This is a genomic window from Desulfogranum mediterraneum DSM 13871, assembly GCF_000429965.1.
GTDB classification, from domain to species: Bacteria; Desulfobacterota; Desulfobulbia; order Desulfobulbales; family Desulfobulbaceae; genus Desulfogranum; species Desulfogranum mediterraneum.
The window spans coordinates 299,941-323,755 of sequence record NZ_KE387005.1 but is presented as its reverse complement, the minus strand read 5'-3'; the positions used below and the strand labels follow the sequence as shown (position 1 = coordinate 323,755).

Below are 23,815 nucleotides of genomic sequence, written 5' to 3'. Positions count from 1 at the left end.
GGTTGAGATCTATCCTGATCCGGGCTGGTCTGGTGGCGGCCGGGCGGCAGGCCGGCTGGCACTTCGGGCCTGGATGCCGCCTGTAGCCTGGGTGGGCTCTGCCCAGGCAGAGGCCTGCCCCATGGGAGCTGTCAACACCTTGAGCTCATTGAATTTTAGCAGCAAAATAAATTAAAGCAAAGAATATCCTCATCTCTGCCACGGGCTTCCCGGAGCAGGGTTGGCTGCACCCTGCAGGGCAAGGTCCCTGGCCCTATAGGTTCTTCACGATCTGATCTGGATCCAAGGGCCCTTCATGCGCGCCTTTGAGACTGGATTCCCGCCTGCGCGGGAATGACTGAGAGCGGAGATCCCCCCGGCTCATGGGGTGGCAGGTCCGGAGAGGCCCGAACAGCCCAGGCGCCCTGGGGCTGCATCATCAACCCAGCGGATTGGATGGCTTGTCCTAGCGTTCTGTGGTCGCCAGCTTAAGCGCTAGGCCCAGGAAGACCGTTCCTGCGCTTCTGTTGAGGATGGTTTGGATCCGGGCGGATTCTCTCAACCATCTGCCCAGGGTTCCCGCCAGCACGGCGATACCGCCAAAGATCAGCACCGTGGTCATGACGAACAGGCCGGCCAGGAGTAGAATCTGGATCCAGATTGCTCCTTGCTGTGGATCGGCAAATTGGGGCAAGAATGCCAGGAAGAAGATGGAAACCTTGGGGTTGGTGATATTCATGATAATGCCGCGTCGATAGAGTTGCCAGTGGTTGATCTTTGCCGTATCCTGTCCCTGGATGGTGCTGCCAGATGTCCGGAAGGCCTGCCAGGCAAGGTAGGTGAGGTAGGCGGCGCCAACGAATTTGAGCAGCGAAAAGGCGAGGGCAGAGCTTTGGAAGATCACTGCTATCCCAAAGGCAACCGCGCAGCTATGGAAGAGCAGCCCGGTACAGAGCCCCAGCACGACCACGATGCCGGCAGAACGGCCGTGGAGCGCCGACTGGGTTAACACAAAGATATTATCCGGTCCCGGTGCCAGGGCCAGCAGGAGCGAGGCGAGGAGAAAGGTCAGTTGGGTTTCAATGGGGAGCATGTTGTTTTCCTTTGTTATTTCCAACCATTTTCTCAGCAGGAGCAGGAGCAGGAGCAGGAGCAGGAGCAGGAGCAGGAGCAGGGGCCAGCAGGCTGCGTTCCGGATCGGCTCCCCATAATTGACATAGTTCCTCTATCTGTGTCACAATGTAGTGGACTGGTGGGCCATCTCGGCTCACCTGCCAAACTATCAACCATTTTTATGGTTCTCATGAGCATAGCAATTGTCATTGTTGACGACCACCCGGTGATCAGGCATGGACTGGGTAGTATTCTGAGCAAAGAAGATAATTTTGTGATCGCCGGCCAGGCAGAGGATGGCGAGCGTGCCCTAGCCGTTATCACAGCTGTTCAACCGGATGTGGTGATCCTCGATATCACCCTGGAAGGGATTGACGGCATCAGTTTGATCTCGCGTATCAAGGAGATGTCAGCAGGGACAAGCATTATCATGTATACCATGCATGGCAACAAAAACTATATCAGCCGGGCGCTTAAGGCCGGGGCCCTTGGCTATGTCCTGAAAAGTGATCCCATCGGCGAGGTCACTGCAGCCGTCTACAGCGCCCTGAACAGAACCCTCTATCTCAGCACCGGCCTGCCGCCTGCCATCTTGGGAGAGCTGCTCGCCAGCACCACCTCTTCAGAAAAATCTACTGCCGAGCTGACTCCGCGGGAGTATGAAATAGCATCCCTCATTGCCCAGGGACAGAATCCCGATCAAGTGGGGCAAGCCCTCTTTATCAGTCCGAAAACGGTCCGGGTGCACCGGACCAAGATCATGCATAAGCTCGGCTGCAGCAATATCCACGAGCTGCTTCTGGAACTTCGTCAGCATTTTCCACAGTAATAACAGTTCATTGTTGGTCGTAGGCGACACCGGAATCCTGCTACTAGTCATCCGAACTAGTGGGATATAGCTCCCCAGCCTATTGTTCTCCATCTTCCCTTTGCGTATTGTGCGTTGACAAAGAGCTCGTTGAGAGCTTCGCGCCTCCGCTCTGCAACCATCAGGCCGATTATCTTCGACGGTGATTACTGCAACCCGTCGAGATGCTGGATAAAGGCAAACCTTTCCAAAGGAAGGGCAGCCAAAGCCACCGGCCCATGTATTTTAAACCAGCTAACCAACTAAAAGGAGAAGTGAAATGAATAAGGTGTTACTCTTTGGGCTAACCATTCTCACTGGTGTCGGCCTGGCGGTTACCGCCAATGCAATATCCCTGACATCTGTGGGTGGGATCTATACTGGCGCGAATGGGGGGTCCAGGGTAAACGGTATAGGTACAAGTGAAATATTCTGGGGTAATCCTGCATATTACAACCAACAAAGTGGCTTAGGGTTTACCGGAAATTCTCCCCAATCTTTAAATCCGGATGAGGTTTTTTCTCTGGGAAGCATCACCCATTACAATAAACCTATTTATTCCGGATCCAGTGCTTCCAGTGTTGATTTTGACCTCTCGTTAACATTTGCTGATTCTGCAGAGGGTGACTATACCTCTAGTTTTAGGTTTTTCATTGATGAGACACCAAACTATGTAACACCTTATGAGGATCCTCGTAACGATGACTTTGTTACATTTTCAAATGTGTCATCCAACTCAATCTTCCATATTGCCGGCGTTGAATATACCTTTTCTTTGCTAGGTTTTGGTGAGAGTGCAGATAACCTTTCATCTTCGTTTCGTTCATCAGAGCGGGGGAGTAATAGCATCCAGCTCTGGGGTAAACTGACTACAAACGCTGCTCCTGTTCCTGAACCCTCAACAACCCTGCTCTTCGGCCTGGGTGTGGCGGGATTTGTCGGCGTAACCAGAAGAAAGAAAACAAAGAATAGCTTGTCATTATAAAGTGGTATCTTTTAAGGGCGCCCCCCTGTCTTGGGGGAGCGCCCTTTCCTGTTCTTAATCGCCGCTTGCCACTGTTTGCACTCTGGCTCAACTTCGGTGCTGATCGGGTAAACCATTATTTCTGGGTCTACCCGAATTTCCCAAAAGGGTTGAACAGATACCCTTCCCAGGCAACATGATTGGGAGGGACCTCGTCTGTTCAACGATTCAGAAACTCCTGACCTTTTTTTATTTCAGACATGCTGCAGTTAATCCCTGCTCAGGCCGGTATAGAGTGTACCTTCGCTCTGCTCGTTAAGATGGAGCCGCTGGGGTAGATCACGCCTTCTCCAAAACTGGATTCCCGCCTGCGCGGGAATGACGACTACAAAAACACCAGGTAGGTTGCCAGCGGCCTGGACTCTCGCTAGGGGGGCAATTTCTGATGTCGCTTGACAGGCGAGCTCTTCTTCCGGAGACCCCGTTGGCCGATCAGTCGGGGAATAGTATACCCAAATGCACCATGGCCCATCACCGCAGCATCGGTGCTCAACTTCCCCCTGCCAGGCGTCCTGAGTCCAGCTTGGTTACCGGCTCCTCTAATACTTTCCCGTGTTTGTCGGGTATTCGCTCAATATCCCCTATCACCTTGGTAAAAACAAATTTTTCTCCTTCATGTTCCTGCTGCTTATTCACGGTCTGCTTTTTGGTCAGGTCGCCGTCGCAACCCTTCAGATGAAGGAATCTGCTTGATCTTGAGAGAGTGCCTGAAGAGTTCGTGGTTCCGCATGGCAGTGATAGCCTCCTAATCACTCTTGCCCAGGCAGAGTAATCCCAGATAGCTGCAAACCATGTCCGGATCGGACAGGATCTTGCCCTACGACTCTTTCCCATAAGCTCGGCTGCAACAATATTCACCAGCTGCTCCTGGAGTTGCCTCAACATCTTCCACAGTAATAACCGTAGAGTAGTGACCATGGGCGACAGTCGGACCTCTCCACTAGTCATCTGAACTAGTGGCATATAGCTCCACGGCCTATTGTTTTCCAGCTTCTCTTTGCGTATTGTTCACTGACAAAGAGCTCATTGAGAGCTTCACTCGTCCGTTCAGCAGACAATCAGGCCGATTATCTTCGGCGCTGTTCAATGCAACCAGACGACATGCTTGATAAAGGCAAGCCTTTCGAAAGGAAGGTCACGCAAAGCCACCGGCCTACGTCTTCAGCTCCGGCTGAAGATAGGGTAGCGGGGCTACCTGGCAGAGAAAGTATCTCCTGATGCTGACTCCTGCGAGGTATTTACAGGACAATGCCTGAAGGAGGTACCGCTATGTACGACATCTGATGCCCGTTCCGGGCCCCTTTCCCCCTTTCATTGTTACCGGTGCCCAGGCGCCATCCATTCCATCGTTTTTCCAAGAGGAGGAAGCAGATGATCCCGTTGGACCGAACCATATTTCACGCGGCGTTGCTCGCATTTTCTTTCAGCAGTATCAGCTTATTACCCCTATCACCGGCCTTGGCCGTCGATAACACCATAGACATCGTTCCGGATGAGCAGGTTGACAGCAGCGTAGAGCTTACTCCGGGATTTATCGGCGGGACCATAGATCTCGGCGGCCAGAATATCTCCAGGGTTGACCTTGCCGCCAGAGGCGGCGACTTTGCCGCAAACCGCTATCCCGCCAGCGAAGGGCCCTATACCCTCACGGTCAACGTTCCGACAGGCGAGAGCTTGGACTATACGGTTTCGGCAACCGCCTGGATGGACAACTATACCACCAGGATGTTTTTTCAAGATCAGGTCGTCTCGGTGGAGGAGGGCCAGACCAGCCAACTCGACTATAGGGTCAACTCCGGCTATATCGCCGCAGAGCTGCTCACCAATGGTTGCACCATTGTCCACAGTGAAATGTGGGCCACACGTGAAGATCCGGGAGGCTACAGCAAGGCGATGACTAAAAGAGGTGGGGAGCAGCAGTATCGTTTCCCTGTCCAGCCGAACAGCGCTATTCGGGTCTATGGTCAGGTGCAGCTCTCCACCGGCGCGACCTTCCAGCTTGAGGAACAGGCTGTGACCGTCTCACCCGGTCAGGAGACGCCCGTGAGTTGGGAGGTGAACTGTGTTGCCGGGCAGCTCAGCCAAATTCAGCATGATGTAGAGTATCATCTGCCCATGGACTATCACCTCAGCTATCTGTACCGCCAGGGTTCCGGCTCTCCCTATCGGGTTGAAAAGCATGAGGGGTCCGTCCTGTTTGCTGACCTGGCCCCTGGTGACTGGCATCTCTATAGCTACAGTTACTGGAATAACCATCAGAACCTTATATCCAAGAGATTTAACAATATCAAGACACTGTCCGGGGAGACCACCGGGGTGAGCTTTGACCAGTATCCCGGATTCTTACGCGGCTCCCTCGCCCTCAGCGGCACCCATACCATCGAAGATACCAGTTATGCGCATATCTATGCCTATGGCCGTAACCCTCTCTATCCCTCTGATCAGGTGTATTCCAGAGCGCTTGCCAACAATGTAGACGGTACCTTCAACCTGGCACTCCCCCAGGGTGAATACAGTACCTATGTGAGTGTCTATGCGTTCTATAGACCGACTGCGGGTGACGACTATCTGAACGCCTCGCTCTATATGTATGATTACTCCAAGAGAAACGATCTCCTCTACATCGACTCCCAGGAAGTGATCGAAGGCTACGATGTCGCCTATGAAACCGGGTCCGCTGTCATCAAGTTCAGGCGGGCGGATGGTGGTGCCTTTTCTGCACCCTACATCACTGCCAAGTCATATACCTATGATGAGAATCAGGTCCTCCAATCCTACTCCTACACCACCTCGCGTACCCTCTCTGCGGCGGATCGGGTCACCATGGTTGGCTTTCCCGGGACCTATGAGGTTGAAGCCTGGGCCTACGTTGACGGCTCACGGACGATCTTTGGCAAGGTGGAGGTGGAAATCATCTCCGGTGTGGAAAAAGTGATTGATCTTGGCGGTCCGACACTTACCGTCAGCGAACCTGCAGCCGGTGCCGTCCTCAGTGAGCAAACCCTCACGCTCAGCGGTACAGCCACCGACGAGTCCGGCATCGAGGCCATCCTGGTGAATGGTGAGGCCGTTGCCTTTAGCGCCACCGACAATCCTGAAGATCCCTATGAGGTATCTTTTACGACCGTAATCACCCTGGGTGAAGGGGAAAACAAAATCACCACCGTGGCAAGCGATGCTTCGGGCAACGAATCAACCGACAGCCGAACCGTGACCTACGTTCCCCCGGTGGCAGAGGTGGTTCAGGCGAGGATGGACATCAAGCCAGGCTCGTGCAAGAATCCCTTTAATGTGACCGAAAAAGGGGTGATGCCGGTGGTTCTGTTGGGCAGTGCCGAGTTCGATGTGCGGGAAATCGATCCCGCTTCCCTTACCCTCCATGGCGTCGGCTTGCTCAGGCATGCCTATGGTGATGCAGCCGAGTATCTCGCTGATGGCGGGTGTGGGACCGATCAGGCTGACGGCTATGAGGACCTGGTGCTCAAATTCAAATCCCAAGCCATTGTTGCGGCTCTTGGTGCGGTGAGTGACGGTGAGGTCATCACCCTTGAATTGAACGGAACAAGCTACGAAGGACTCGAGCTCGTCGCCGATGATCACCTGACCATCATCAAACGTGGCAGGAAAAAATAAGAGAGCGCTTCCCGGGACAGGCCCATGGATGAATTTCGCCTGTCCCGGGGATGATGCTGATGGGGATAGATTATGAAGAGTTTTCGTGTCCGGATTGCTCTGGTGGTGATCATTGCTCTCTGCGCTTGTAGCGGCAGCGGTTCCCTGCTCGCCCGGGAGCTGGTGGTCAAGGTGGTCAACGACAGGCTCACCCTGAGGGCCGATGACAACCCGCTGGAGCAGGTACTGCTTGAGATTGAACAACAGAGCGGAATATCCATTCAGTTTATTCTCTCACCAGCCGACCTGGTCTCGGCCGAGCTGGATGAGGTTCCCCTGAAAGAGGGGCTTGGCTTACTGCTGCAGCGCTATAATCATGCCATCTCCTATGAGGTCGATGCAGCGCAGGTCGCGGTGATCACCGATATCTTCATTCACTCACGCCTGAGCCAGGAAACGACTCCCTTACACCTGAAGCTCTCCCGTTCCCCGCATCGGGACAGGTCGGAGGGGGCAGCGCCCGCGTCTCTGCAGGGGAAGACCGGCGAGTTGGCGCTCTATAACCCTAATCCCAGGGATAATGATCCGCTCTATTCGATGCGGGGGATAGATCCTCTGGCCCGTTATGATCATGACCCGGGCCATGATGAGCCCAATGCCGGCCGGCCTGCCTTTCTCCCCGGGCCCCAGGAAATTGCACCCAAGGGGGCTGTCTTTTCAACGTACCCTTGAGTCGGGAAAAACAGCTGATCAGGGGATAACAAGCCAGTTTGAATGCAGATGATTCTTTTCCTTTGAATCCGTTCACAGGGGCGTGCACCGCGCCAGCGCGATGGCTTATTTACCCTTGAAGAGAGGATCCCGCCTCTCGAAAAAGGCCCTTATCCCTTCCTGGAAATCTTCGCTCCTGTAGACCTCTCTGCGCATGTCTTGAATCTCTTCAAAGGCGTCGGCCTGAATTCCGGCTCCTGCGGTCAGGCTCTGTACTTCCTTCTTGAGTACCTTTACCGCCAGCGGGGCCCTGCTTGCGATCTGGTTTGCAAACTGTAGGGCTGCTGCTTCAAGATCCTCCGCTGCTACCAGGCTGTTCAAGATTCCAAGCCGATAGGCGTCTTCGGCGGGGAGCGGTTGTGCCGTGAAAAGCATCTGCTTCACAATGTGCACAGGAACCACCCCGAGAAAGTGATTGACCCCGGCAGTGTTATAGGAAAGGCCAAGTTTTGCGGGGGTGATGGCAAAGGTTGTGGTTGGCGTACCGACGAGCAGGTCGCAGGTCATGGCCAGATCACAGGCACCGCCCCAAACACTGCCTTCGATCATCCCGATGACCGGAAGGGGGCAGCCATGTACCCGATGGAGGAGTTTCTCGAAGGGTACGTTCCAGGTAACCGGGTCCTGGCCATCCAGGGGGACCTCTTTGATGTTGTGTCCTGCAGACCATACTCTGGCGCCCGGAGCAGCGCGTAAAATAATGACCCGGGCCTCTGCCGCCTCCAGGCGGCTCAGGGCGTCGAGTACCTCCTGAACCAGTTCCGAGCTCAGGGCATTCAGCTTTTTATTATGGTTCATGGTGATAATGCCGACGTGCTCCCGCATCTCAGACAAGACGATCTGCTCCTGCTGGCCTGCACCATTATTCTGTTCCACTGTGTTCATCTCATCCTCCATTGTGCGCGTTTCAGGCGGGCCGCAGCTCTGCATCAGGGCCTGGGGCTGGCCTCTGCTCTGGATTGTATCACGATAATCCGTTGGTATCCAAGAACGTATATCCAGGAAACAAGAGTGGTGGAAAGCCGTGGAGAAAAAGAGCGTATGGCGTGCTGCGAACCAAACCGTCTATTTAAGCCTGAACAGCGGTCGTTGTATATGACTCTTCTTGCATCGCGGGCAATGACCGGGCGGGTTGAACCGCTTCCTCTCTGTAAAGACAAAGTCGCAGTCACGGCACCTTGCCGGCTCGATGATCAGCCTCCTGCCACTGGCCCTGAGCGATCGGTTCAGGTGTTCCAGATGATCATAGAGATCTTTCTCACTGATATGCAGGGCCTGGGACAACTCCCTGGCCCCCTGCGGGCTATGTTCAAGCAGGAGGAGCATCTCCTGTCGTATGGTCTTCATCCCTCTCCTCCGTCTGAAGGCTATCCTGAAGGTTCTTCTGTTTCCAGCCACTGCAGATCCTGGTGACTCTCGCTTGAGCCTGGCTGCCTCCATGGTCTCTTGCTGCTGAGGGTGGTGAGCTGCTTTCCAGGCTGGTCAGGTCCTGGTCGGCAGCGGGAGCCAAGCACCATGGTCTGATACTTATAACAAGAGTTCAGTATGTTATATTGTAGGCACCTTGGCTGCGGAGAGCAACGGGTTTTCAGGCTATCACCAGGCTGATCCGGCTGCTGCCGGAGGGAAAAGCGGAAGAGGAGGAGCGGCCGGAGCGCAGGATCCCTCCCCAAGGATATGGGGAGAGCTACCGGTTTGGCCCCTTGCTTCTGCTCTGTTTCTGAACCAGAGAGGGCAGAGGGCAGGGAGGGCCTGGCTTTTTAGGGCCGAACCCTTTATGTTCAGGCTCAATGGTCACGCTTAAGGCGCATCAGCTCCGGCTGTGCAGACAATCGAGACCTCAACGATCCCGGCCGGGGTACCGGCCAAAGAATCAACCCGGCTTCCCTGAAGCGAAGCAGGGCAGAAAGGACAAGACCATGACCAACAACGATGTATTACGACGGATCCGCTATATCTTTGACTTCAGCGATGCCAAGGTGGTGGCCCTGCTGCAGCTGGCGGACCAGGAGGTGAGCCGGGAGGAGGTTCGTTGCTGGTTACAGCGGGAGGAAGACCCTGACTACCTCAACTGCAGCGATCGCAGGTTGGCCGGATTTCTCAATGGCCTGATTATCGACCGACGCGGCCGTCGGCAAGGGGAGCAGCCAAAGGCGGAGAAGCGCTTGACCAACAATCTGATCTTCAAAAAGTTGAAGATTGCCCTGGATCTGCAGGCAGAGGAGGTCCTGGCCATCATGGATCTGGCCGACCTGGCCATCAGCAAGCATGAACTCAGTGCCTTTTTTCGCAGGCCTGACCACAAACACTACCGCCTCTGCAAGGACCAGATCCTGCGCAACTTCCTGCACGGTCTTCAGCTCAAGTATCGCCCCAACACGAGCAAGTGAGCTGGGTATGTGCTAACTGGGGCGTATCTTTCATTAAGGGGGCTGTTTAAAGAAAACGGTCGTCCGAGCGCCTGGCCGCCACCTCTTCGGGGCCGGCCTGCATCCAACCGGAGCGACTCTCCTTTACCAGATCAAAGTTCTCGATATAGGGTTTGATATCCAGCAAGGGGGTCTGGTCCACCGTATCGATGCCCTGGATGGTGAGGATATTGTCCCTGATCCCCAGCAGGCGGACGATGGAGAGGCCGATATGGCTGGGGCGCAGGGGCGAGCGGGTGGCAAACACCCCCCGCTGGCTGGTGTCCATGAACGGGGTGACCTCCAGGCTGGTGCGTTTTGCCAGGTGGAAGTGGTAGATCAGGTAGAGATGGCTGAATCCCTCCAGGTCGGCCAGACCCGCACTGAAGCGGGGAAATATCTCGATCTCGCCCTGGAGCCCCTCTGCGCCCCTGGGCTGAATAGGGGCATTTTCCGGGGTGTCGATGGGGGAGTGGATTGTGCCGATGGGTTCAATCGTGAGCATGGCTCTACCTTGGTTGAAAGGGGAGGGGCAGGGTAGCCGAGGCGCTGTCGCCCCGGGCCCCTTTGCTTGGTCTCTGGTTTAAGAATAGCGGAAAGCTGCCTCAGCTCCTGGTCCTGGACTGGACCATGTAGTAGAGCACCGGTACCGCCATTCGGCTGATAAGCAGCGAGGCAATCTCGCCGAACATCAGGGAGATGGCCAGTCCCTGGAAGATCGGGTCCGCCAGGATCACCGAGGCGCCCACCACCACGGCCAGGGCGGTGAGCAGCATGGGCCTGAAGCGGATGGCCCCGGCCTCCACCACGGCCTCGGCCAGGGAGAGGCCGTGGCCGAGGCGCAGCTCGATGAAGTCCACCAGGATGATGGAGTTGCGGACCACGATCCCGGCACCGGCCATGAAGCCGATCATGGAGGTGGCCGTGAAAAAGGCCCCCATACCCCAGTGGGCCGGGAGGATGCCGATCAGGGAAAAGGGGATGGCCGCCATCACCACCAGGGGGGTGGTATAGTTCTTAAACCAGCCCACCATCAGCATGTAGATCAGGACCATCACCACGCAGAAGGCCAGGCCCAGGTCCCGGAAGACCTCCAGGGTGATGTGCCATTCACCGTCCCACTTGATGGCCGGCTGTCGCTCGTTAAAGGGCTGGTTCAGGTTATAGACGCGGACAGTCTCTTCCCCAAGGCTTCCCCCGTAGGCCTGGGCGGAGAGCGTCTGTAACTGCCTGTTCATCGCCAGGATGGGGTAGACCGGACTCTCCGCCGCTCCGGCCACATCACCGGTGACGTAGATCAGCGGCCGCAGGTTCTTACGGTAGATGGGTTGATCCACCGCTGCGCTGCTGACCCGGACCAGCTCACGCAGGGGCACCAGTGGGGCCTGGGGATTGTGGGGCGGGCGCAGGGCGATGTTGAGCAGGGTGTCCACCCGGGCCCGCTGATCGGCGGGCAGCTGGAGGACGATATTGATCTCCTCCTTGTCCCGTGGCTGATGAAAGAGGTCCACCGAGAGTCCGGCCAGGCCCAGTTGCAGGGCCTGGGTGATGTCGGCCTCGGAGATCTGATGTAAGGCGGCCTTTTCCTTGTCCACCGTGATCAGGGTCTTGGTTCGATCCTCCTGGCGGTACCAGTCGATATCCACCACCCCAGGGGTTTGGGCAAAGATCGCCTTGACCTCCCGGGCCAGCGCCTGCCGTGCCGCATCGCTGGGGCCATAGATCTCGGCCACCAGGGTCTGGAGCACCGGCGGCCCGGGCGGGACCTCGGCCACGGCCACCGTGGCCCCGTATCGTTCGGCAATGGCGCTGAGGGCCGGGCGGATCCCCTTGGCAATGGCGTGGCTCTGCCTGTCCCGTTCATGCTTGGGGCTCAGGTTGACCTGAATATCGGCCACCGCAGGGCCGGAGCGCATGAAGTAGTGACGGACCAGGCCATTGAAGTTGTAGGGTGCAGCCGTGCCGGCATAGATCTGGTAGTTGACGACCTCGGCCACCTCTGCGATCACCTCGGCCATCTCCAGGGCCACCCGGCTGGTCTGTTCCAGGGTGCTGCCCTCGGGCAGGTCCAGGATGATCTGGAACTCGGACTTGTTGTCAAAGGGCAGCATCTTGACCTTGACCAGCCCCAGGTAGACCATGGCGCAGGATCCCAGCAGCAGGATAACGATGACCAGGAAGAACAGGCTGCGCCAGAGCGCACTTGCCAGCAGGGGATCCATGATCCGGTGATAGAACCGGGTGAAGAAGTCGTCCGGCGCATGGTCGGGATCATGGCCTCTGTCGTCAGCGGCCGGTTTGCGGCGAAGGATGCGCACCGAGGCCCAGGGGGTGACGGTGAAGGCGATCACCAGGGAAAAGAGCATGGCTGCCGAGGCCCCGATGGGGATAGGGCGCATATAGGGCCCCATCAGCCCACCCACAAAGGCCATGGGCAGGATCGCGGCGATCACCGCCCAGGTGGCCAGGATGGTGGGGTTGCCCACCTCGATAACCGCGGCGATGGCGATCTCCTTGAAGCTCATCCGCTCCTGGCCGGGCAAGCGGAGGTGACGGACGATGTTCTCCACCACCACGATGGCGTCGTCCACCAGGATACCGATGGAGAAGATCAGGGCAAAGAGGGTGATCCGGTTGAGGGTGTAGCCATAGAGGTAGAACAGCAGCAGGGTCAGGGAGAGGGTCGAGGGGATGGCCAGGAGCACGATCATGGATTCCCGCCAGCCCAGGAAGAACAGGATCAGCAGGGCCACCCCAAAGACCGCGATTCCCATATGGAGCAGCAGCTCGTTTGATTTTTCCGCAGCGGTCTCCCCATAGTCGCGGCTCACGCTGACCTGGATGTCGTCCGGGATCAGCTCTCCCCTGAGGCTCTCCACCTTTTCCAGGACCGTGTCCACCACCTTGACCGCGTTGGCGCCGGGCCGCTTGGCCACCGACAGGGTGACCGCCGCCTCCACTTCGGACTGGCCCGGTTGACCGTAGAGCACGTAGGATTGCGGTTCTTCCGGGCCATCCAGGATCCGGGCGACCTCGTCCAGGTAGACCGGTTTGCCCCCATAGACGCCCACCACGATGCGGCCCACGCTCTGGGCAGAATCCAGGAAGGTCCCGGTCTGGACCAGGATCTCCCGATTGAGCGAGCGGAGGGTGCCGGAGAAGGTCTGGCGGTTGGCCTGGCGGAGGTGGCTGATCAGCTCGGCCGGGGTCAGGTTGCGGGCTGCCAGTTTCAGGGGATCAAAGAGGACCCGGAGCTGGCGTCTGCTGCCGCCGATCAGGGTGGTCTCTGCCACCTCAAAGATGTTCTTGATGGAGTCATCCACCTCTGCTGCCAGCCGGCGCAGGGTGTAGTGGTCATAGTTCCGGGAGTGAAAGGTCAGGGCCAGGATCGGTACATCGTCGATGGTGTGGGGCTTGACCAGGGGCGGCGAGACCCCGTGGGGGATCCGGTCGAAGTTGGTCTGCAGCTTCTGGTTGAGGCGGACGATGGCGCTGTCCAGGTCCTCACCCACATAGAAGCGCGCCACCAGCAGGCTCTGGCCGGGCAGGGAGGTGGAGTAGATATACTCCACCCCGGGCAGTTCATAGAGCAGTTTCTCCATGGGGATGGAGACCCGCTGCTCCACCTCCTTGGCCGTTGCCCCGGGCATGGAGACCAGGACGTCGATCATCGGTACCTTGATCTGGGGCTCCTCCTCCCTGGGCAGCAGGTTCAGGGCCAAGAGCCCCAGGAGCAGGGAGGCGGCAATGGTGATCACCGTCAGCTTGGAGTCGATGAAGGCTGCCGCCAGTCGGCCGGCAAAGCCGGGCTGTTGCCGCTTCATGGCTGGACCTTGAGCTGTTGACCGTTGACCAGGGGCGCTTCACTGCTGGTGACTACCCGTTCTTCGGGGTCAAGACCGCTGAGGATCTCCACCATCCCCTGGTGGATCCGGCCGGTGCGGACCAGGCGGAGCCTGGCCCGCTCCTCTTCCACCACAAAGACCCGGTCCAGCTGGCCCCGGGAACGAACCGCCTCCCTGGGGATGAACAGGGTCTGCTCGGCAGCACCCGGAAGCAGTACCCGTGCAAACTGGCCGGTGCGCAGCTTGGCATCACGGGGAAGGTCGATGGTGATCGGGGCGGTGCGGGAGGCAGGGTCTGCCGCCGGGGCGATCTCGGCGACCACCCCACGGGTGGTGACCCCGACCGCAGGTATGGTGATGGTCAGGCTGTCGCCGATCTCGATCTCCAGCACCAGGCTCTCCGGTACCGCGGCCACCACCTGGAGCTGTTGGTCATCTTCCAGGCGCAGCAGTACCACCCCAGGGCTGGCCAGGTCCCCCTCATGGATCTTCTTCTGGGTGATCACCCCGGAGAAGGGGGCGTGGATCCTGGTGTAGCCCAGCATGGTCTGTGCCTCCTGAAAGGCTGCCCGGGCCACCGAGTAGCGGTCCTCCATGGACTTGACCGTCTGTGCGGTGGTGGCCTCCTTCCTGAGCAGCTTCTTTTCCCGCTCCAGGTTTCTCCGGGCCTCTTTGAGTTGGGCTTCGGCCTGTTTGAGCTGGGCTGTGATCTCTTCGGCGCTGATACTGACCAGCAACTCGCCCGGGGCAACTTTGGAGCCCAAGACCACGGGTACCCGGGTAACCACCCCGGTGACCTTGGCGGCAAGGGAGGCGCGCTTTACGGCCTGGAGGGTGCCCACCACTTCAACCAGGACCGGTACCTTGCCCAGGCGGACCAGGGTCGTGCTTACCCCGACGGCCTGGCTGCCGGCCTGGGGAGAGGTGGCGCCGACCAGTGGCGGCAGGGAGAGGAGCAGAGAGCTGACGAGCAGGAGCAGATGAGAGGGGGTTCGCATGATGAGTTGTAGGCAGGAGTGAGCAGGATCGATCAGGGGGTTTGGGGGAACTGTTTGAGCCCCCCGGCCCGGCGGAGATCGGCGATGGCTATCTTATGGTCGGCATTGGCCAGGGCATGACGGACCCGGGCATCGGTCAGCCGGTTTTCAATGTCAATCAGCTCTGAGGAGAGGAGGAGCCCCTCCTTGAAGCGGGCCCTGGAGAGGCGGGCACTCTCCTGGGCGGATTCCACCATCTTGGAGGTGACCTGGATCCGCTTCTCTGCCTGCTCCAGGCTGAGTCGGGCCTGTTCCAGCTCCAGACTGTAGGCCAGTTCCAGTTTGCGCAGTTGCTCCCTGGCCTCGGTAAGCTGGGCCTGGGCCTGTTCCACCTCTGCCCTGGTGCGGTGGCCGTTAAACAGGGCGTAGTTGATCTGTATCCCGGCCAGCCAGGAGTTGCCGGAGCCCTGGTCCAGTTCAAAACCCTTATCCAGCTGATAGCTGCCAAAGGCATCTGCCGTGGGGTAATAGCCGGCTTGAAATTGACGGACAGCCGCCTCCAGCGCCTCTAAGCGCGCCTGCATCTGTTTGATCTCAGCGCGGTTGTGAAAGTCGGGACGTTCCGGGACCGGTTGGGGGCGGCTGCCGGCCAGGTCCAGCTCTCCCCTGGTTTCGTTCAGACCAAGCAGGTTGAAGAAGCCGCGTCTGGCCAGGGCCAGGCCATGCCGTGCCTGGATCAGGTCCTCCCGGGTCAGGGCGTGTTGCACCTCCAGGTTGAGCAGCTCTTCCTTGAGCAGATCACCCGCTTCAAACCTGGCCTGGGCCGCCTTGATGGCTGCTGCCAGGGAGGTGACGGCACCGGTTCTGGCCTGGACCGTCTCTTCGGCCTGGATAATGGTGAAGAAGGCGCGGATCACGGCAAGGCTCAGGGTGGAGCGGATACCCTGTTTGCGGAAATCAGCAGCCTGGCGGCCGGCGGTGGCCCGGTCCAGGGCGGCCTGGTCCCGGCCGCCGTTATAGAGCCGGTAGCTGAGCTCTGCCTTGAGCTGGAGATTATCGGTGACTCCCGGGTCGTTGAAGTCCATGCGGTTGTTGAAGACACCCTGGTTGAGGATGTTGCCAAAGGAATACATGGGGTTGTTGGTGGAGCCGTACCCACCCTGGAGCTTGAGCTGGGGGTAGAAGGCGGCCCTGGCCCGCTGGATATCGGCCTGGGCCGCCTGGATCCGGTGCAGGGCAGCCTTGGCGTCGGGGCTGTGGTCCAGGGCAAAACGGACAGCCTCCTGGGTGGTCCAATGGCTTGGCAGGGTGGACGGCCCGGCTGTTGTCCCTGTCGCCTGATGGGCGGTGAAGAGCAGCAGACCCAGGGAAAGAAGCGTCATCAATGTGGGGCGAGCGGACATGGTACCTCTCGTTGAATGGTGAGAACTTTGTGGTGGAAGACAGGGGGGTCCGGAGAGCTGCGAGCTGGCCCGGCATCCTGCCCGTTGAAACGAGAGGGTCAAAAATCCCCTGCTGCCTGGCTGTGACCAGGATCTGCACCCCTGCAGGCCTGTGTCCTTGCAGCTTGAGTGAAAACAGAGGTGGCCCAGATGGTGCTGCAACGCCGGGGTGCATTCGCTACATTATACACTATCCCAGGGCGATCAATACAAAATTTGAAAAAATCGGCAGAACCGGCGTCTGGAAATTGGCTGTGATTGCAGCCGGGTACTACGCTGTGACCCTCTTTGTGTTTTTTGGGGCTTGGCTGCGGCCGGCTACCCATAAAAGGAGTGGCAGGGTTGTGAAAAAAAATCCTGTCAGGCCGAATTTAATACCTATAGAATACAGGAACATGTATGTTGGTGGCAGGCTATATCCTCAAAATAACAAATCCATGCAGGCCTTGAAGGAGGAGATGGTTTCCCGGCAGGCCTGGCTGAACAAGGAGGCATTATGGAGTGTAAGCAAGGGAACAGGCGGCAGTTGATCTGGGCAGTGATGACATCGGCGACCCTGGTACTGGCCGGCGCGGCCGGCGCCACCGAGGGGCAGCAGAAGCCGGCCACCTGGGATGCCGCCGGCAAGGAGGTCAAGGAGGCGGCCGGCGCAGTGGCCGAGGCCACCGGCGAGTCTGCGGAAAAGGGCTGGCAGAAGACCAAGGAGGTGAGTGCCGAGACCTGGGATAAGACCAAAGAGGTAAGCAGCGAGACCTGGGACAAGACCAAGGAGGAGTCTGCCGAGGCAGTGGAGGCGACCAAGGAGGCAACCCAGAGCGGCTGGCAGAAGACCAAGGCCAAGAGCAAGGAAATGTGGGAAAAGAGTAAGGCCAAGGTGCACGAGGCCACGGCCCCTGCCCCCAAAGAGTAGTCGCCCTTCTTTCCCTGGAGCAGGGCTGTTCAGCCCGGCTCCAGGGAAAAGCTCTGGTGGTTGTCCGGGAGGATAACCCTGGTGCCGGTCAGGAGGGCGCCAAAGGTGGTCATTGCCTCTTCCTCCCCGTGGACCAGGAAGGTCAGCTCCGGACTTCCGGTCTGGCGGTGCCAGTTGAGGAGTTCCTGTTGATCGGCGTGGGCGGAAAAACCACCAATGGTATGGATGTCGGCCCTGACCTCGACTTCTTCCCTGAAGATGGTGATGGAGGGGGCACCGTCGATGATCTGCCGGGCCGTGGTGCCGACCCCGGCATAGCCGACAAAGATGACAGCCGCCTCTTCGCGCCAGAGATTGTGCCGGAGGTGATGGCGGATCCTGCCGGCGGTGCACATCCCTGAACCGGCTATAATCACCACCCCCTGCATCTCTTTAAGGGCTATGGAATCCTCGGTCTCCCGGGAGAAGTGAAGCCTGGGCAGTTCAAAGGGGTCCCGTCCCGAGGCGATCACCTGCCAGGTCTCATCGTCAAAACATTCCGGATGTCTCCGGAAAATCTGAGTGGCCGAGATGGCCATGGGTGAATCGAGAAAGACCTCCAGGTCCGGAGGGAGCAGCCCGTTTTCAATACCCTCGCGCAGATAATAGAGGATCTCCTGGCTCCGTTCCAGGGCAAAACTGGGGATCAGGACGTTGCCCTTTCGAGCCACGGTGGTGGTGATCGCCTGATAGAGCTCGCTCACAGATGGTTCCAGCTGTTTATGGCGGCGATCGCCGTAGGTCGTCTCCATGACAACGATGTCGGCTTGGGGAGGAGGGGTCGGGTCTGGGAGAATAGCCCGGTCACAGTAGCCCAGGTCACCGGAGAAGAGCAGTCGTTTGCTTTGGCCCTGCTCCTCCAGTTCCAGCAGGATGGAGGCTGAGCCGAGAATATGGCCGGCATCGTAGAAGGTCGCGCGGATTCCCGCTGCCAACTCATGGGGACGTTCAAGGGAGACCGTGCAGGTAAAATAATCGAGACTGTTGAGGGCATCAAAGGTGTCGTAGAGGGGGAGTAGGGGTTCCCGGTCTCTGTCGTGTCTGTTGCTCTTGTAGTTTCGATACCTGGCCTCCTCTTCCTGGATTCGGGCCGCGTCGAGCATCACCAGTCGCGCCAGGTCACGGCTGGCTGCGGTGGTGACGATGGTGCCTGTGAAGCCTCGTTTTACCAGCAGCGGGATGCGACCGCAGTGGTCCAGGTGACCGTGGGTGAGCAGCAGCAGGTCAATGGCGGCCGGATCAAAGCCGAAGTCATTGTGATTTTCTTCAGCCAGCTCCCTGCTTCCCTGGTAGAGACCGCAATCGATCAGAATCATGCTTTGACCGCACCTGAGCAGGTGGCAGGAGCCGGTGACGTTCTTGGCGGCACCGTGAAATTGCAGTTCCATGGGTTGTCGTCCGGAGTTGATGGTTGCTCGCCGGAGCCCCGGCCTAGTTGCTGCGCAGGGAGATGGTCACCCGACGATTGAGCGCCCTGCCCGCAGTGGAGCTGTTGGAGGCCACCGGCTCGGCATAACCGTACCAGTAGAGCAGGATCCGCTCCGGCTTGAGTTGAAATCTGTTCAAGAGGTAGCTGCGAACCCGCTCTGCCCGGCGTTTGGAGAGCCTGATATTGTAGGCCTCGGTGCCGATGTTGTCGGTAAAGCCGGAGAGCACGGCATAGCTCTGGGGATGGTGCTCCAGGAAGCTCCCCAGTCTGGCCAGGACCTCCTCCTCCTGGGGGCGGATCTCTGCCCGGTCAAAGTCAAAGAGCAGGTTGCTGAACTGGGCAGAGGTCGTGTTCATGAAGAGCTTGCCAAAGAGGTGCTCCGGATGGTCGTAGACCGTATCAAAGGCCATCACCTGGGAGCAGCTGTTCACCGCACCAAGGGCCTCCACCAGCTCTCTCCCTTCCGGATCAGAGCTGGAGTCGATCACCGTGAAGCAGAGATCAAAGCGCGTCGCCAGCTTCCTGGCCTGTTCCAGGGGAGGGAGCTCCAGCTCAGGAAAGGTTGAGGCCTTGCCGTCGGTGAAGATAAAAATTTCGGTGCGGCCTCCCAGGCCCAGGAGGTGCTCGAGCTTCATCAATCCGGCCTGGAGCATGGGCGGCCCCTGGGGGGTGATGGGCAGCTCGGCGATGGCCGCTGCCAGGGCGCTTTGCTGGTAGCGCTTGAGGGGGTAATAGGGCTTGAAGGCCTGGGGAGAGCCGTGGAGCCAGAGTCCGCCCTTCCAGTGGGGGTAGAGTCCGACCTGCCAGCCCAGCTCAGGCAGGGTGGCATTACTGGCTGTGAGGATTCTGCGTTGGGCTGCGATCCGATTGAGGCCCGTATCCCGGTAGGGGCGATCCATGGTGGTGGAGGGGTCGTAGAGAATGAAGAAGTTGTCGCTCATCCTGAGCAGGCCCTGGTCGGTGGCGCTCACCTGGGGCTGAACCTGGCCGGCGGTCGACCCTGCGGCTGACAGCGGCCTGGGGCTGATCAGCAGGGGCAGCAGGAGGAGAAGACAGAGGGTGGCAAGGCGAGGATAATAGGGATTCATGGGCAAGGACTCCTGTGGCAAGTGGATATCTCAGACTGCGGTGCAAAGGGGTAGCCCTGACGCAGAAGGGGCTCAGGGAGTGGTGGTTTGCTCAAACTCCCCTCCAGCCTTTCCCGGGGCACGGCTGTCAGGGCGTGGACAGCCGGGGGGAGCCGTATGGGTGCGGGCCGGTGATCAGGCTCGCCCCAGGCTTCCTGCCGGGAACCCCAGGAACTGAAAGAGCTGCTCTTCCAGCTCCTGGCAACGGCTGAAGTTCCGGGCAATCAACTCTTGGCGGACCGGGTCGTTCTCTCCATAGTGCTCAAGGATATATTCCAGCCGCTCATCCAGGCTGACCACCCGGTCATGGCGGACACGTTTATCGGCATAGTAGACGATCTCCTGGGCAGTGAATCGACCCTGGCTGCAGCGTTCGGGCTCATGGCCTTTCAGCAGGACATGTTCGGCCACGATGATCGCCACCTCAGGGTAGCCGTGCTCGGCACAGATCTCCGCTCCCACCCGGGCATGGTCACAGGCCCCCTTGAGGCAGGGGGTCTTGGCGATGTCGTGGAGGAGGGCGCCGGCGATGATCAGTTCCCGGCCCCCCGGGGGAGCCGGCAGGCCCCGGCGGAGCAGGGTGGTGATGATCTGGTCGGCCAGCTGGGCCACCACCAGGGAGTGGCGGCGGATATTGCTCAGCATCCCGTAGTGGTCCATCAGCGCGGCACATGCTGCAAGGCCTGGGATCCGGGGTTCCATCTCCTGCCCTCCGTGCCCTTACCTGCCGCTGAAGCGGTGGACCGCTTCTACGGCTATCCGGGCCTGGTCTGGAGAGGTCTGGGGCTGGATGCCGTGGCCCAGGTTGAAGATGTGGCCACGGGCGCCGGCGGCATCCTCCAGCAGCTGCTTGATCCGCTGCTCCAACTCTTCTTTGGGCAGAAACAGGGCCATGGGATCCAGGTTGCCCTGGACAGCGTGCTCGCCGATGCGGGCAATACCCTCCTTGATGTTGAGCCGCCAGTCCAGACCCAGCACATCGGCACCGGCTGTGACGGTATGTTCGATCAGGGTGGAGCCGTTGTTGGCAAAGTAGATGATCGGCACATCGGTCACCTTGCGCAGATCAGTGATGATGGACTGGACGTAGGGCAGGGCAAAGCGGGCATAGTCGACGGGTGCCAGGATTCCGGCCCAGGAGTCAAAAATCTGCAGGGCCTGGGCCCCGGCCCTGGCCTGGGCCTGGAGGTAGAGGCTGGTGCAGCGGGTGATCTTCCGGAGCAGGGCATCGTAGAGTGCAGGCTCCTCAAACATCATCCGCTTGGTCTGATAAAAGACCTTGGAGGAGCCGCCCTCGATCAGGTAGGTGGCCAGGGTAAAGGGGGCCCCGGAAAAGCCGATCAGCGGGACCTTCAGCTCGTTGCGCAGCAGACGGATGGTCTCCAGGACAAAGGGCATGGTCTCCTCGGGATCCGGGATGATCAGTTCGTCCACCTCCTGCCGGCTCCGTACCGGATCTGGAAAGACCGGGCCGCGGCCCTCGTGGAACTCCAGCCGGAGGTTCATGGCCTCCATGGGAATCAGGATGTCGGAGAAGAGGATGGCGGCGTCAAAGTCGAAGATATCAATGGGCTGGAGGGTGACTTCGGTGCAGAGCTCCGGGTTCTTGCAGAGCTCCAGAAAGGTGACCTTGCCGCGCACCTTTTGGTATTCCGGGAGATATCTCCCGGCCTGGCGCATGAACCAGACCGGGGTATAGGCGGTCTTTTCACCGCGACATGCTTTAAGAAAGGTATCGTTCATCGAGCTCCTCTGGGCTGAAGGCAGTGGTGGCGTTCAACTGCCTGGTTGGTAATGACAGAATGGTTCCTGGGCCAGGTAGTCGCCGGTCATGGCATAGGCACGGGCCCGACAGCCGCCGCAGACCTTGAGGTATTCGCAGCGGCCGCAGTTGTCCTTGTAGCTCTTAAAGTCCCGCATGTCCTTGAGCAGTTTGGAGTTTTCCCAGATGTCCTGAAACGACTGCTCGCGGAGGTTGCCGCCGGAGAGGGGGAAGTAGCTGCAGGGCAGGACATTGCCGTCCACATCGATCAGGCAGATCAGCTGCCCGGCCAGGCAGCCCTTGGAGCCGCCGGTGGAGAACTTGAGGTTGCGGCGTTTGAAGCGGCTGCCCTCTTCCTTGGAGCGCTGGAGAACGATCCGGTAATACTGGGGCGCACAGGTGGGGCGGACCAGGATATCCGATTCATCCTGTTCCATCTCATAGTGCCAGTTGAGCATATCCTCGTACTCCTCTTCCGGGATCAGCTCGGCCATGACCTCCTCGCCACGGCCGGTGGGGACGATCATGAACAGGTACCAGGCCGTGGCTCCCAGGGACTTGACCAACTCGTAGATCTTGGGGGCCTCCTCCTTGTTGCGTTGGGTAAAGCTGGAGTTGACCAGAAAGTCGATCTTATGCTCGTTGAACAGCCGGATGGCATTCATGGTACCCTCAAAGGCCCCTGGCTGATTGCGAAAATCGTCATGGACGGCAGCGCTTGAGCCGTCCAGGCTGAGGGAGACCATTTTGATCCCGGTCTCCTTGATCTTGCGGCAGGTCGTTTCGTTGACCAGGGTACCGTTGGTAGCCAGGCACATCCGCATGCCCAGTCCTGTGCCGTAGGCGGCAATCTCGAAGACATCGTTGCGGAGGAGGGGCTCCCCTCCGGAGAGGACCATCACCGGGTCCGCATAGCTGTGGATGTCGTCAAGGATACGCTTGGCCTCTTCCAGGGAGAAGTCGGGATGGTCGTTGACCTCCAACTGGGAGGAGGAGCGGCAGTGCACACATTTCAGGTTGCAGCGGCGGGTGATTTCCCAGGCGATCCATTTGGGTATAAATTCCATGCTCAACTCCGGCAAAGGTATTTTCAGAGAAAGTATTAAAATATAGGCCCTGAAGTCGAACCGGTCAACTTCTTTCCTGAAATCATTGTCCTTTGCCCTTGTGTTGGTGCGCCGCTTGTGCGACAATGTCAGTAGAAAAATGTGAATAATGACTAGCGTTTTAGCATCCCGTAAAGAAGAACGATCTGTGACAACGATATCAGAGGAGGTAAGTATGCAGGAAATTAAACGTGTGCTCACGCCTATTGACTTTTCAGACAACGCCGGAAAGATCGCCAGTGCTGCGGCCTATGTTGCCGGCACCTTCAATGCTGAGCTCCACCTGGTTTTTGTGGCCCAGAACTTTGAAGATTACAGCGGTTTCTTTGTCCCGCCGGTGAACCTGCCCAACCTGGAGGAGGAGCTCTTTGACTCTGCCCAGCAGCGGATGGTCTCGTTTCTGGAGGAACACAAGGCGACCTTTGAGACCTTTGGGATCTCCGGGGTGACCAGCGAGGTGCTCTCCGGCGATGTGGCCGAGGAGATCCTGGGTTATGCTGCTGAAAAGGAGGTTCAACTGATTATCATGGGCACCCATGGCTACAAGGGACTGGAGCGGATCATGTTCGGCAGCGTGGCGGACAAGGTGGTGAAGACCGCCTGCTGTCCGGTGATGACCATCAACCCCTATCGTAAGGAGTGCGAAGAGAAGACCAGCTGATTCTGCCTCCCCTTCTACACGCTTAGATTCGGTTGCTACTGCGGTTGTTGCCCACGGCCAATCGCAGTAGCAGGAGGGATGGACTTTCCCTCCCGGCAACCCTTGCTCGTGGAGCCAAACGTTCCGATCTCAGTCCCCATTGATTCTGCCCCTCTCTCTTGAAGCCCCCCTGAGCCTTCGCTCCCATGGTTGCTCTCCTGGCATCGGCCGCTGACAATTATTCGATATATTTTCCAACCATATCTGCTCCTGTTTCGCTTCCCGTCCTGTCCGTCCGCTACGTTTTCTGCTGTCCTCTCGGTCCTTGCCCAGGGGTAAGGCCCTTTTAAGAGTCAGCCCTTGGATTCGCCCGGCTACCCTTTGCTGCAGGGATGAGACTGTTCTGTGTCGGAGCGTGTTGATCGCGGTGGGAGTTCTGCCCTGGCAATGTGCAGTGGGCCTCTGGGGCAGAAAGGAGCGCATTGTTACTGGACTCTGACTCGGTTCTGTTGTAAGGAAACGCTCCGGAAGGTGTTCAGCTTGAAATATTGTTCAGGTCTGATATTTTCTGGGCACGATGTTTGCTTAAGTAGAGTTGGGGACATTGAGTGCCCCCTGCGATGTGAGTGATCCGGGTTAGGCTGTAAACCTGATCGCTGTCTTGGTTTAACATCGTAGAATAAGGGAGATTTCCCGATAATAGCAAAGCGTCCCGAAAGGGCGCGACGCAAAGCCTCCGGCCTACGTTTCCAGGCAAAGGAAATAGGGTAGCGGGGTTACCGAA

At 58.5% G+C, this 23,815-nt stretch carries 21 protein-coding genes and 2 riboswitches; of the genes, 8 read left to right on the top strand and 13 right to left on the bottom strand.

What is annotated here, in order from left to right:
* Nucleotides 1-445: 445 nt before the first annotated feature.
* Nucleotides 446-1,072, bottom strand: coding sequence for a LysE family translocator (locus G494_RS0118075; RefSeq protein WP_028585652.1), 627 nt, complete (start codon nucleotides 1,070-1,072; stop codon nucleotides 446-448).
* A 210-nt stretch (nucleotides 1,073-1,282) separates the two neighbouring features.
* Between G494_RS0118075 and G494_RS0118070 the strand changes: the two genes are divergently transcribed.
* Complete coding sequence (locus G494_RS0118070; RefSeq protein ID WP_161630014.1) at nucleotides 1,283-1,921, top strand: response regulator transcription factor; 639 nt, start codon at nucleotides 1,283-1,285, stop codon at nucleotides 1,919-1,921.
* A 298-nt stretch (nucleotides 1,922-2,219) separates the two neighbouring features.
* Nucleotides 2,220-2,924, top strand: a complete 705-nt coding sequence (locus G494_RS26475) for a THxN family PEP-CTERM protein (protein ID WP_084457059.1) — start codon at nucleotides 2,220-2,222, stop codon at nucleotides 2,922-2,924.
* A gap of 528 nt (nucleotides 2,925-3,452) precedes the next feature.
* On the opposite strand, the gene G494_RS0118065 is transcribed toward G494_RS26475, so the two are convergent.
* Nucleotides 3,453-3,821 (bottom strand): hypothetical protein, encoded by a 369-nt coding sequence (locus tag G494_RS0118065; RefSeq protein ID WP_153305942.1) that lies wholly within the window; start codon nucleotides 3,819-3,821, stop codon nucleotides 3,453-3,455.
* A 245-nt stretch (nucleotides 3,822-4,066) separates the two neighbouring features.
* Nucleotides 4,067-4,162: riboswitch (cyclic di-GMP riboswitch) on the top strand.
* A 259-nt stretch (nucleotides 4,163-4,421) separates the two neighbouring features.
* On the opposite strand from G494_RS0118065, the gene G494_RS0118060 reads away from it, so the two are divergent.
* Both G494_RS0118060 and G494_RS0118055 read left to right on the top strand, forming a co-directional pair.
* A complete protein-coding gene (locus G494_RS0118060; RefSeq protein ID WP_028585649.1) occupies nucleotides 4,422-6,596 on the top strand; it encodes an Ig-like domain-containing protein in 2,175 nt (724 codons plus the stop codon).
* Nucleotides 6,597-6,668: 72 nt separating this feature from the next.
* Nucleotides 6,669-7,307, top strand: coding sequence for a hypothetical protein (locus G494_RS0118055; protein WP_028585648.1), 639 nt, complete (start codon nucleotides 6,669-6,671; stop codon nucleotides 7,305-7,307).
* A 105-nt stretch (nucleotides 7,308-7,412) separates the two neighbouring features.
* On the opposite strand, the gene scpB is transcribed toward G494_RS0118055, so the two are convergent.
* A complete protein-coding gene (gene scpB, locus G494_RS0118050; protein ID WP_051305846.1) occupies nucleotides 7,413-8,231 on the bottom strand; it encodes a methylmalonyl-CoA decarboxylase in 819 nt (272 codons plus the stop codon).
* A 180-nt stretch (nucleotides 8,232-8,411) separates the two neighbouring features.
* Nucleotides 8,412-8,693, bottom strand: coding sequence for a transcriptional regulator (locus G494_RS0118045; protein ID WP_051305845.1), 282 nt, complete (start codon nucleotides 8,691-8,693; stop codon nucleotides 8,412-8,414).
* Nucleotides 8,694-9,265: 572 nt separating this feature from the next.
* On the opposite strand from G494_RS0118045, the gene G494_RS0118040 reads away from it, so the two are divergent.
* On the top strand, nucleotides 9,266-9,736 hold the full coding sequence (locus tag G494_RS0118040) for a YehS family protein (protein WP_028585645.1): 471 nt from the start codon (nucleotides 9,266-9,268) through the stop codon (nucleotides 9,734-9,736).
* Between the two features lie 46 nt (nucleotides 9,737-9,782).
* Here G494_RS0118040 and tsaA read toward each other — a convergent pair whose 3' ends face one another.
* From tsaA to G494_RS0118020, 4 genes are all read right to left on the bottom strand, one after another.
* Complete coding sequence (gene tsaA / locus G494_RS0118035; RefSeq protein WP_028585644.1) at nucleotides 9,783-10,259, bottom strand: tRNA (N6-threonylcarbamoyladenosine(37)-N6)-methyltransferase TrmO; 477 nt, start codon at nucleotides 10,257-10,259, stop codon at nucleotides 9,783-9,785.
* A gap of 100 nt (nucleotides 10,260-10,359) precedes the next feature.
* The gene (locus G494_RS0118030; protein WP_028585643.1) at nucleotides 10,360-13,578 is read right to left on the bottom strand and encodes an efflux RND transporter permease subunit; all 3,219 of its coding nucleotides are present in this window, start codon (nucleotides 13,576-13,578) and stop codon (nucleotides 10,360-10,362) included.
* Nucleotides 13,575-14,597: an efflux RND transporter periplasmic adaptor subunit gene (locus tag G494_RS0118025; RefSeq protein WP_028585642.1), complete on the bottom strand. Its 1,023-nt coding sequence runs from the start codon at nucleotides 14,595-14,597 to the stop codon at nucleotides 13,575-13,577. Before G494_RS0118025 ends, G494_RS0118030 begins: the two co-directional genes overlap by 4 nt.
* A gap of 32 nt (nucleotides 14,598-14,629) precedes the next feature.
* Entirely contained in the window at nucleotides 14,630-15,979 is a 1,350-nt protein-coding gene (locus G494_RS0118020) for a TolC family protein (RefSeq protein WP_232362594.1), read from the bottom strand.
* A 164-nt stretch (nucleotides 15,980-16,143) separates the two neighbouring features.
* Here G494_RS0118020 and G494_RS0118015 point away from each other — a divergent pair, with 164 nt between their 5' ends.
* Nucleotides 16,144-16,548, top strand: coding sequence for a hypothetical protein (locus G494_RS0118015; RefSeq protein ID WP_153305940.1), 405 nt, complete (start codon nucleotides 16,144-16,146; stop codon nucleotides 16,546-16,548).
* Nucleotides 16,515-16,928: a hypothetical protein gene (locus G494_RS25780; RefSeq protein WP_051305844.1), complete on the top strand. Its 414-nt coding sequence runs from the start codon at nucleotides 16,515-16,517 to the stop codon at nucleotides 16,926-16,928. Before G494_RS0118015 ends, G494_RS25780 begins: the two co-directional genes overlap by 34 nt.
* A 29-nt stretch (nucleotides 16,929-16,957) precedes the next feature.
* Here the strand turns inward: G494_RS25780 and G494_RS0118005 are convergent, their stop codons facing one another.
* From G494_RS0118005 to G494_RS0117985, 5 genes are all read right to left on the bottom strand, one after another.
* Nucleotides 16,958-18,355, bottom strand: coding sequence for an MBL fold metallo-hydrolase RNA specificity domain-containing protein (locus tag G494_RS0118005; RefSeq protein WP_028585639.1), 1,398 nt, complete (start codon nucleotides 18,353-18,355; stop codon nucleotides 16,958-16,960).
* Between the two features lie 43 nt (nucleotides 18,356-18,398).
* Nucleotides 18,399-19,484, bottom strand: a complete 1,086-nt coding sequence (locus G494_RS25775; RefSeq protein WP_051305843.1) for an OmpA family protein — start codon at nucleotides 19,482-19,484, stop codon at nucleotides 18,399-18,401.
* Nucleotides 19,485-19,658: 174 nt separating this feature from the next.
* Complete coding sequence (locus G494_RS0117995; protein ID WP_028585638.1) at nucleotides 19,659-20,225, bottom strand: HDIG domain-containing metalloprotein; 567 nt, start codon at nucleotides 20,223-20,225, stop codon at nucleotides 19,659-19,661.
* An 18-nt stretch (nucleotides 20,226-20,243) separates the two neighbouring features.
* A complete protein-coding gene (gene hemE, locus G494_RS0117990; RefSeq protein ID WP_028585637.1) occupies nucleotides 20,244-21,266 on the bottom strand; it encodes a uroporphyrinogen decarboxylase in 1,023 nt (340 codons plus the stop codon).
* 33 nt (nucleotides 21,267-21,299) lie between these two features.
* The gene (locus tag G494_RS0117985; RefSeq protein WP_028585636.1) at nucleotides 21,300-22,352 is read right to left on the bottom strand and encodes a radical SAM/SPASM domain-containing protein; all 1,053 of its coding nucleotides are present in this window, start codon (nucleotides 22,350-22,352) and stop codon (nucleotides 21,300-21,302) included.
* 214 nt (nucleotides 22,353-22,566) lie between these two features.
* Between G494_RS0117985 and G494_RS0117980 the strand changes: the two genes are divergently transcribed.
* Nucleotides 22,567-23,052: a universal stress protein gene (locus tag G494_RS0117980; protein ID WP_028585635.1), complete on the top strand. Its 486-nt coding sequence runs from the start codon at nucleotides 22,567-22,569 to the stop codon at nucleotides 23,050-23,052.
* A 670-nt stretch (nucleotides 23,053-23,722) separates the two neighbouring features.
* A riboswitch (cyclic di-GMP riboswitch) is annotated at nucleotides 23,723-23,815 on the top strand.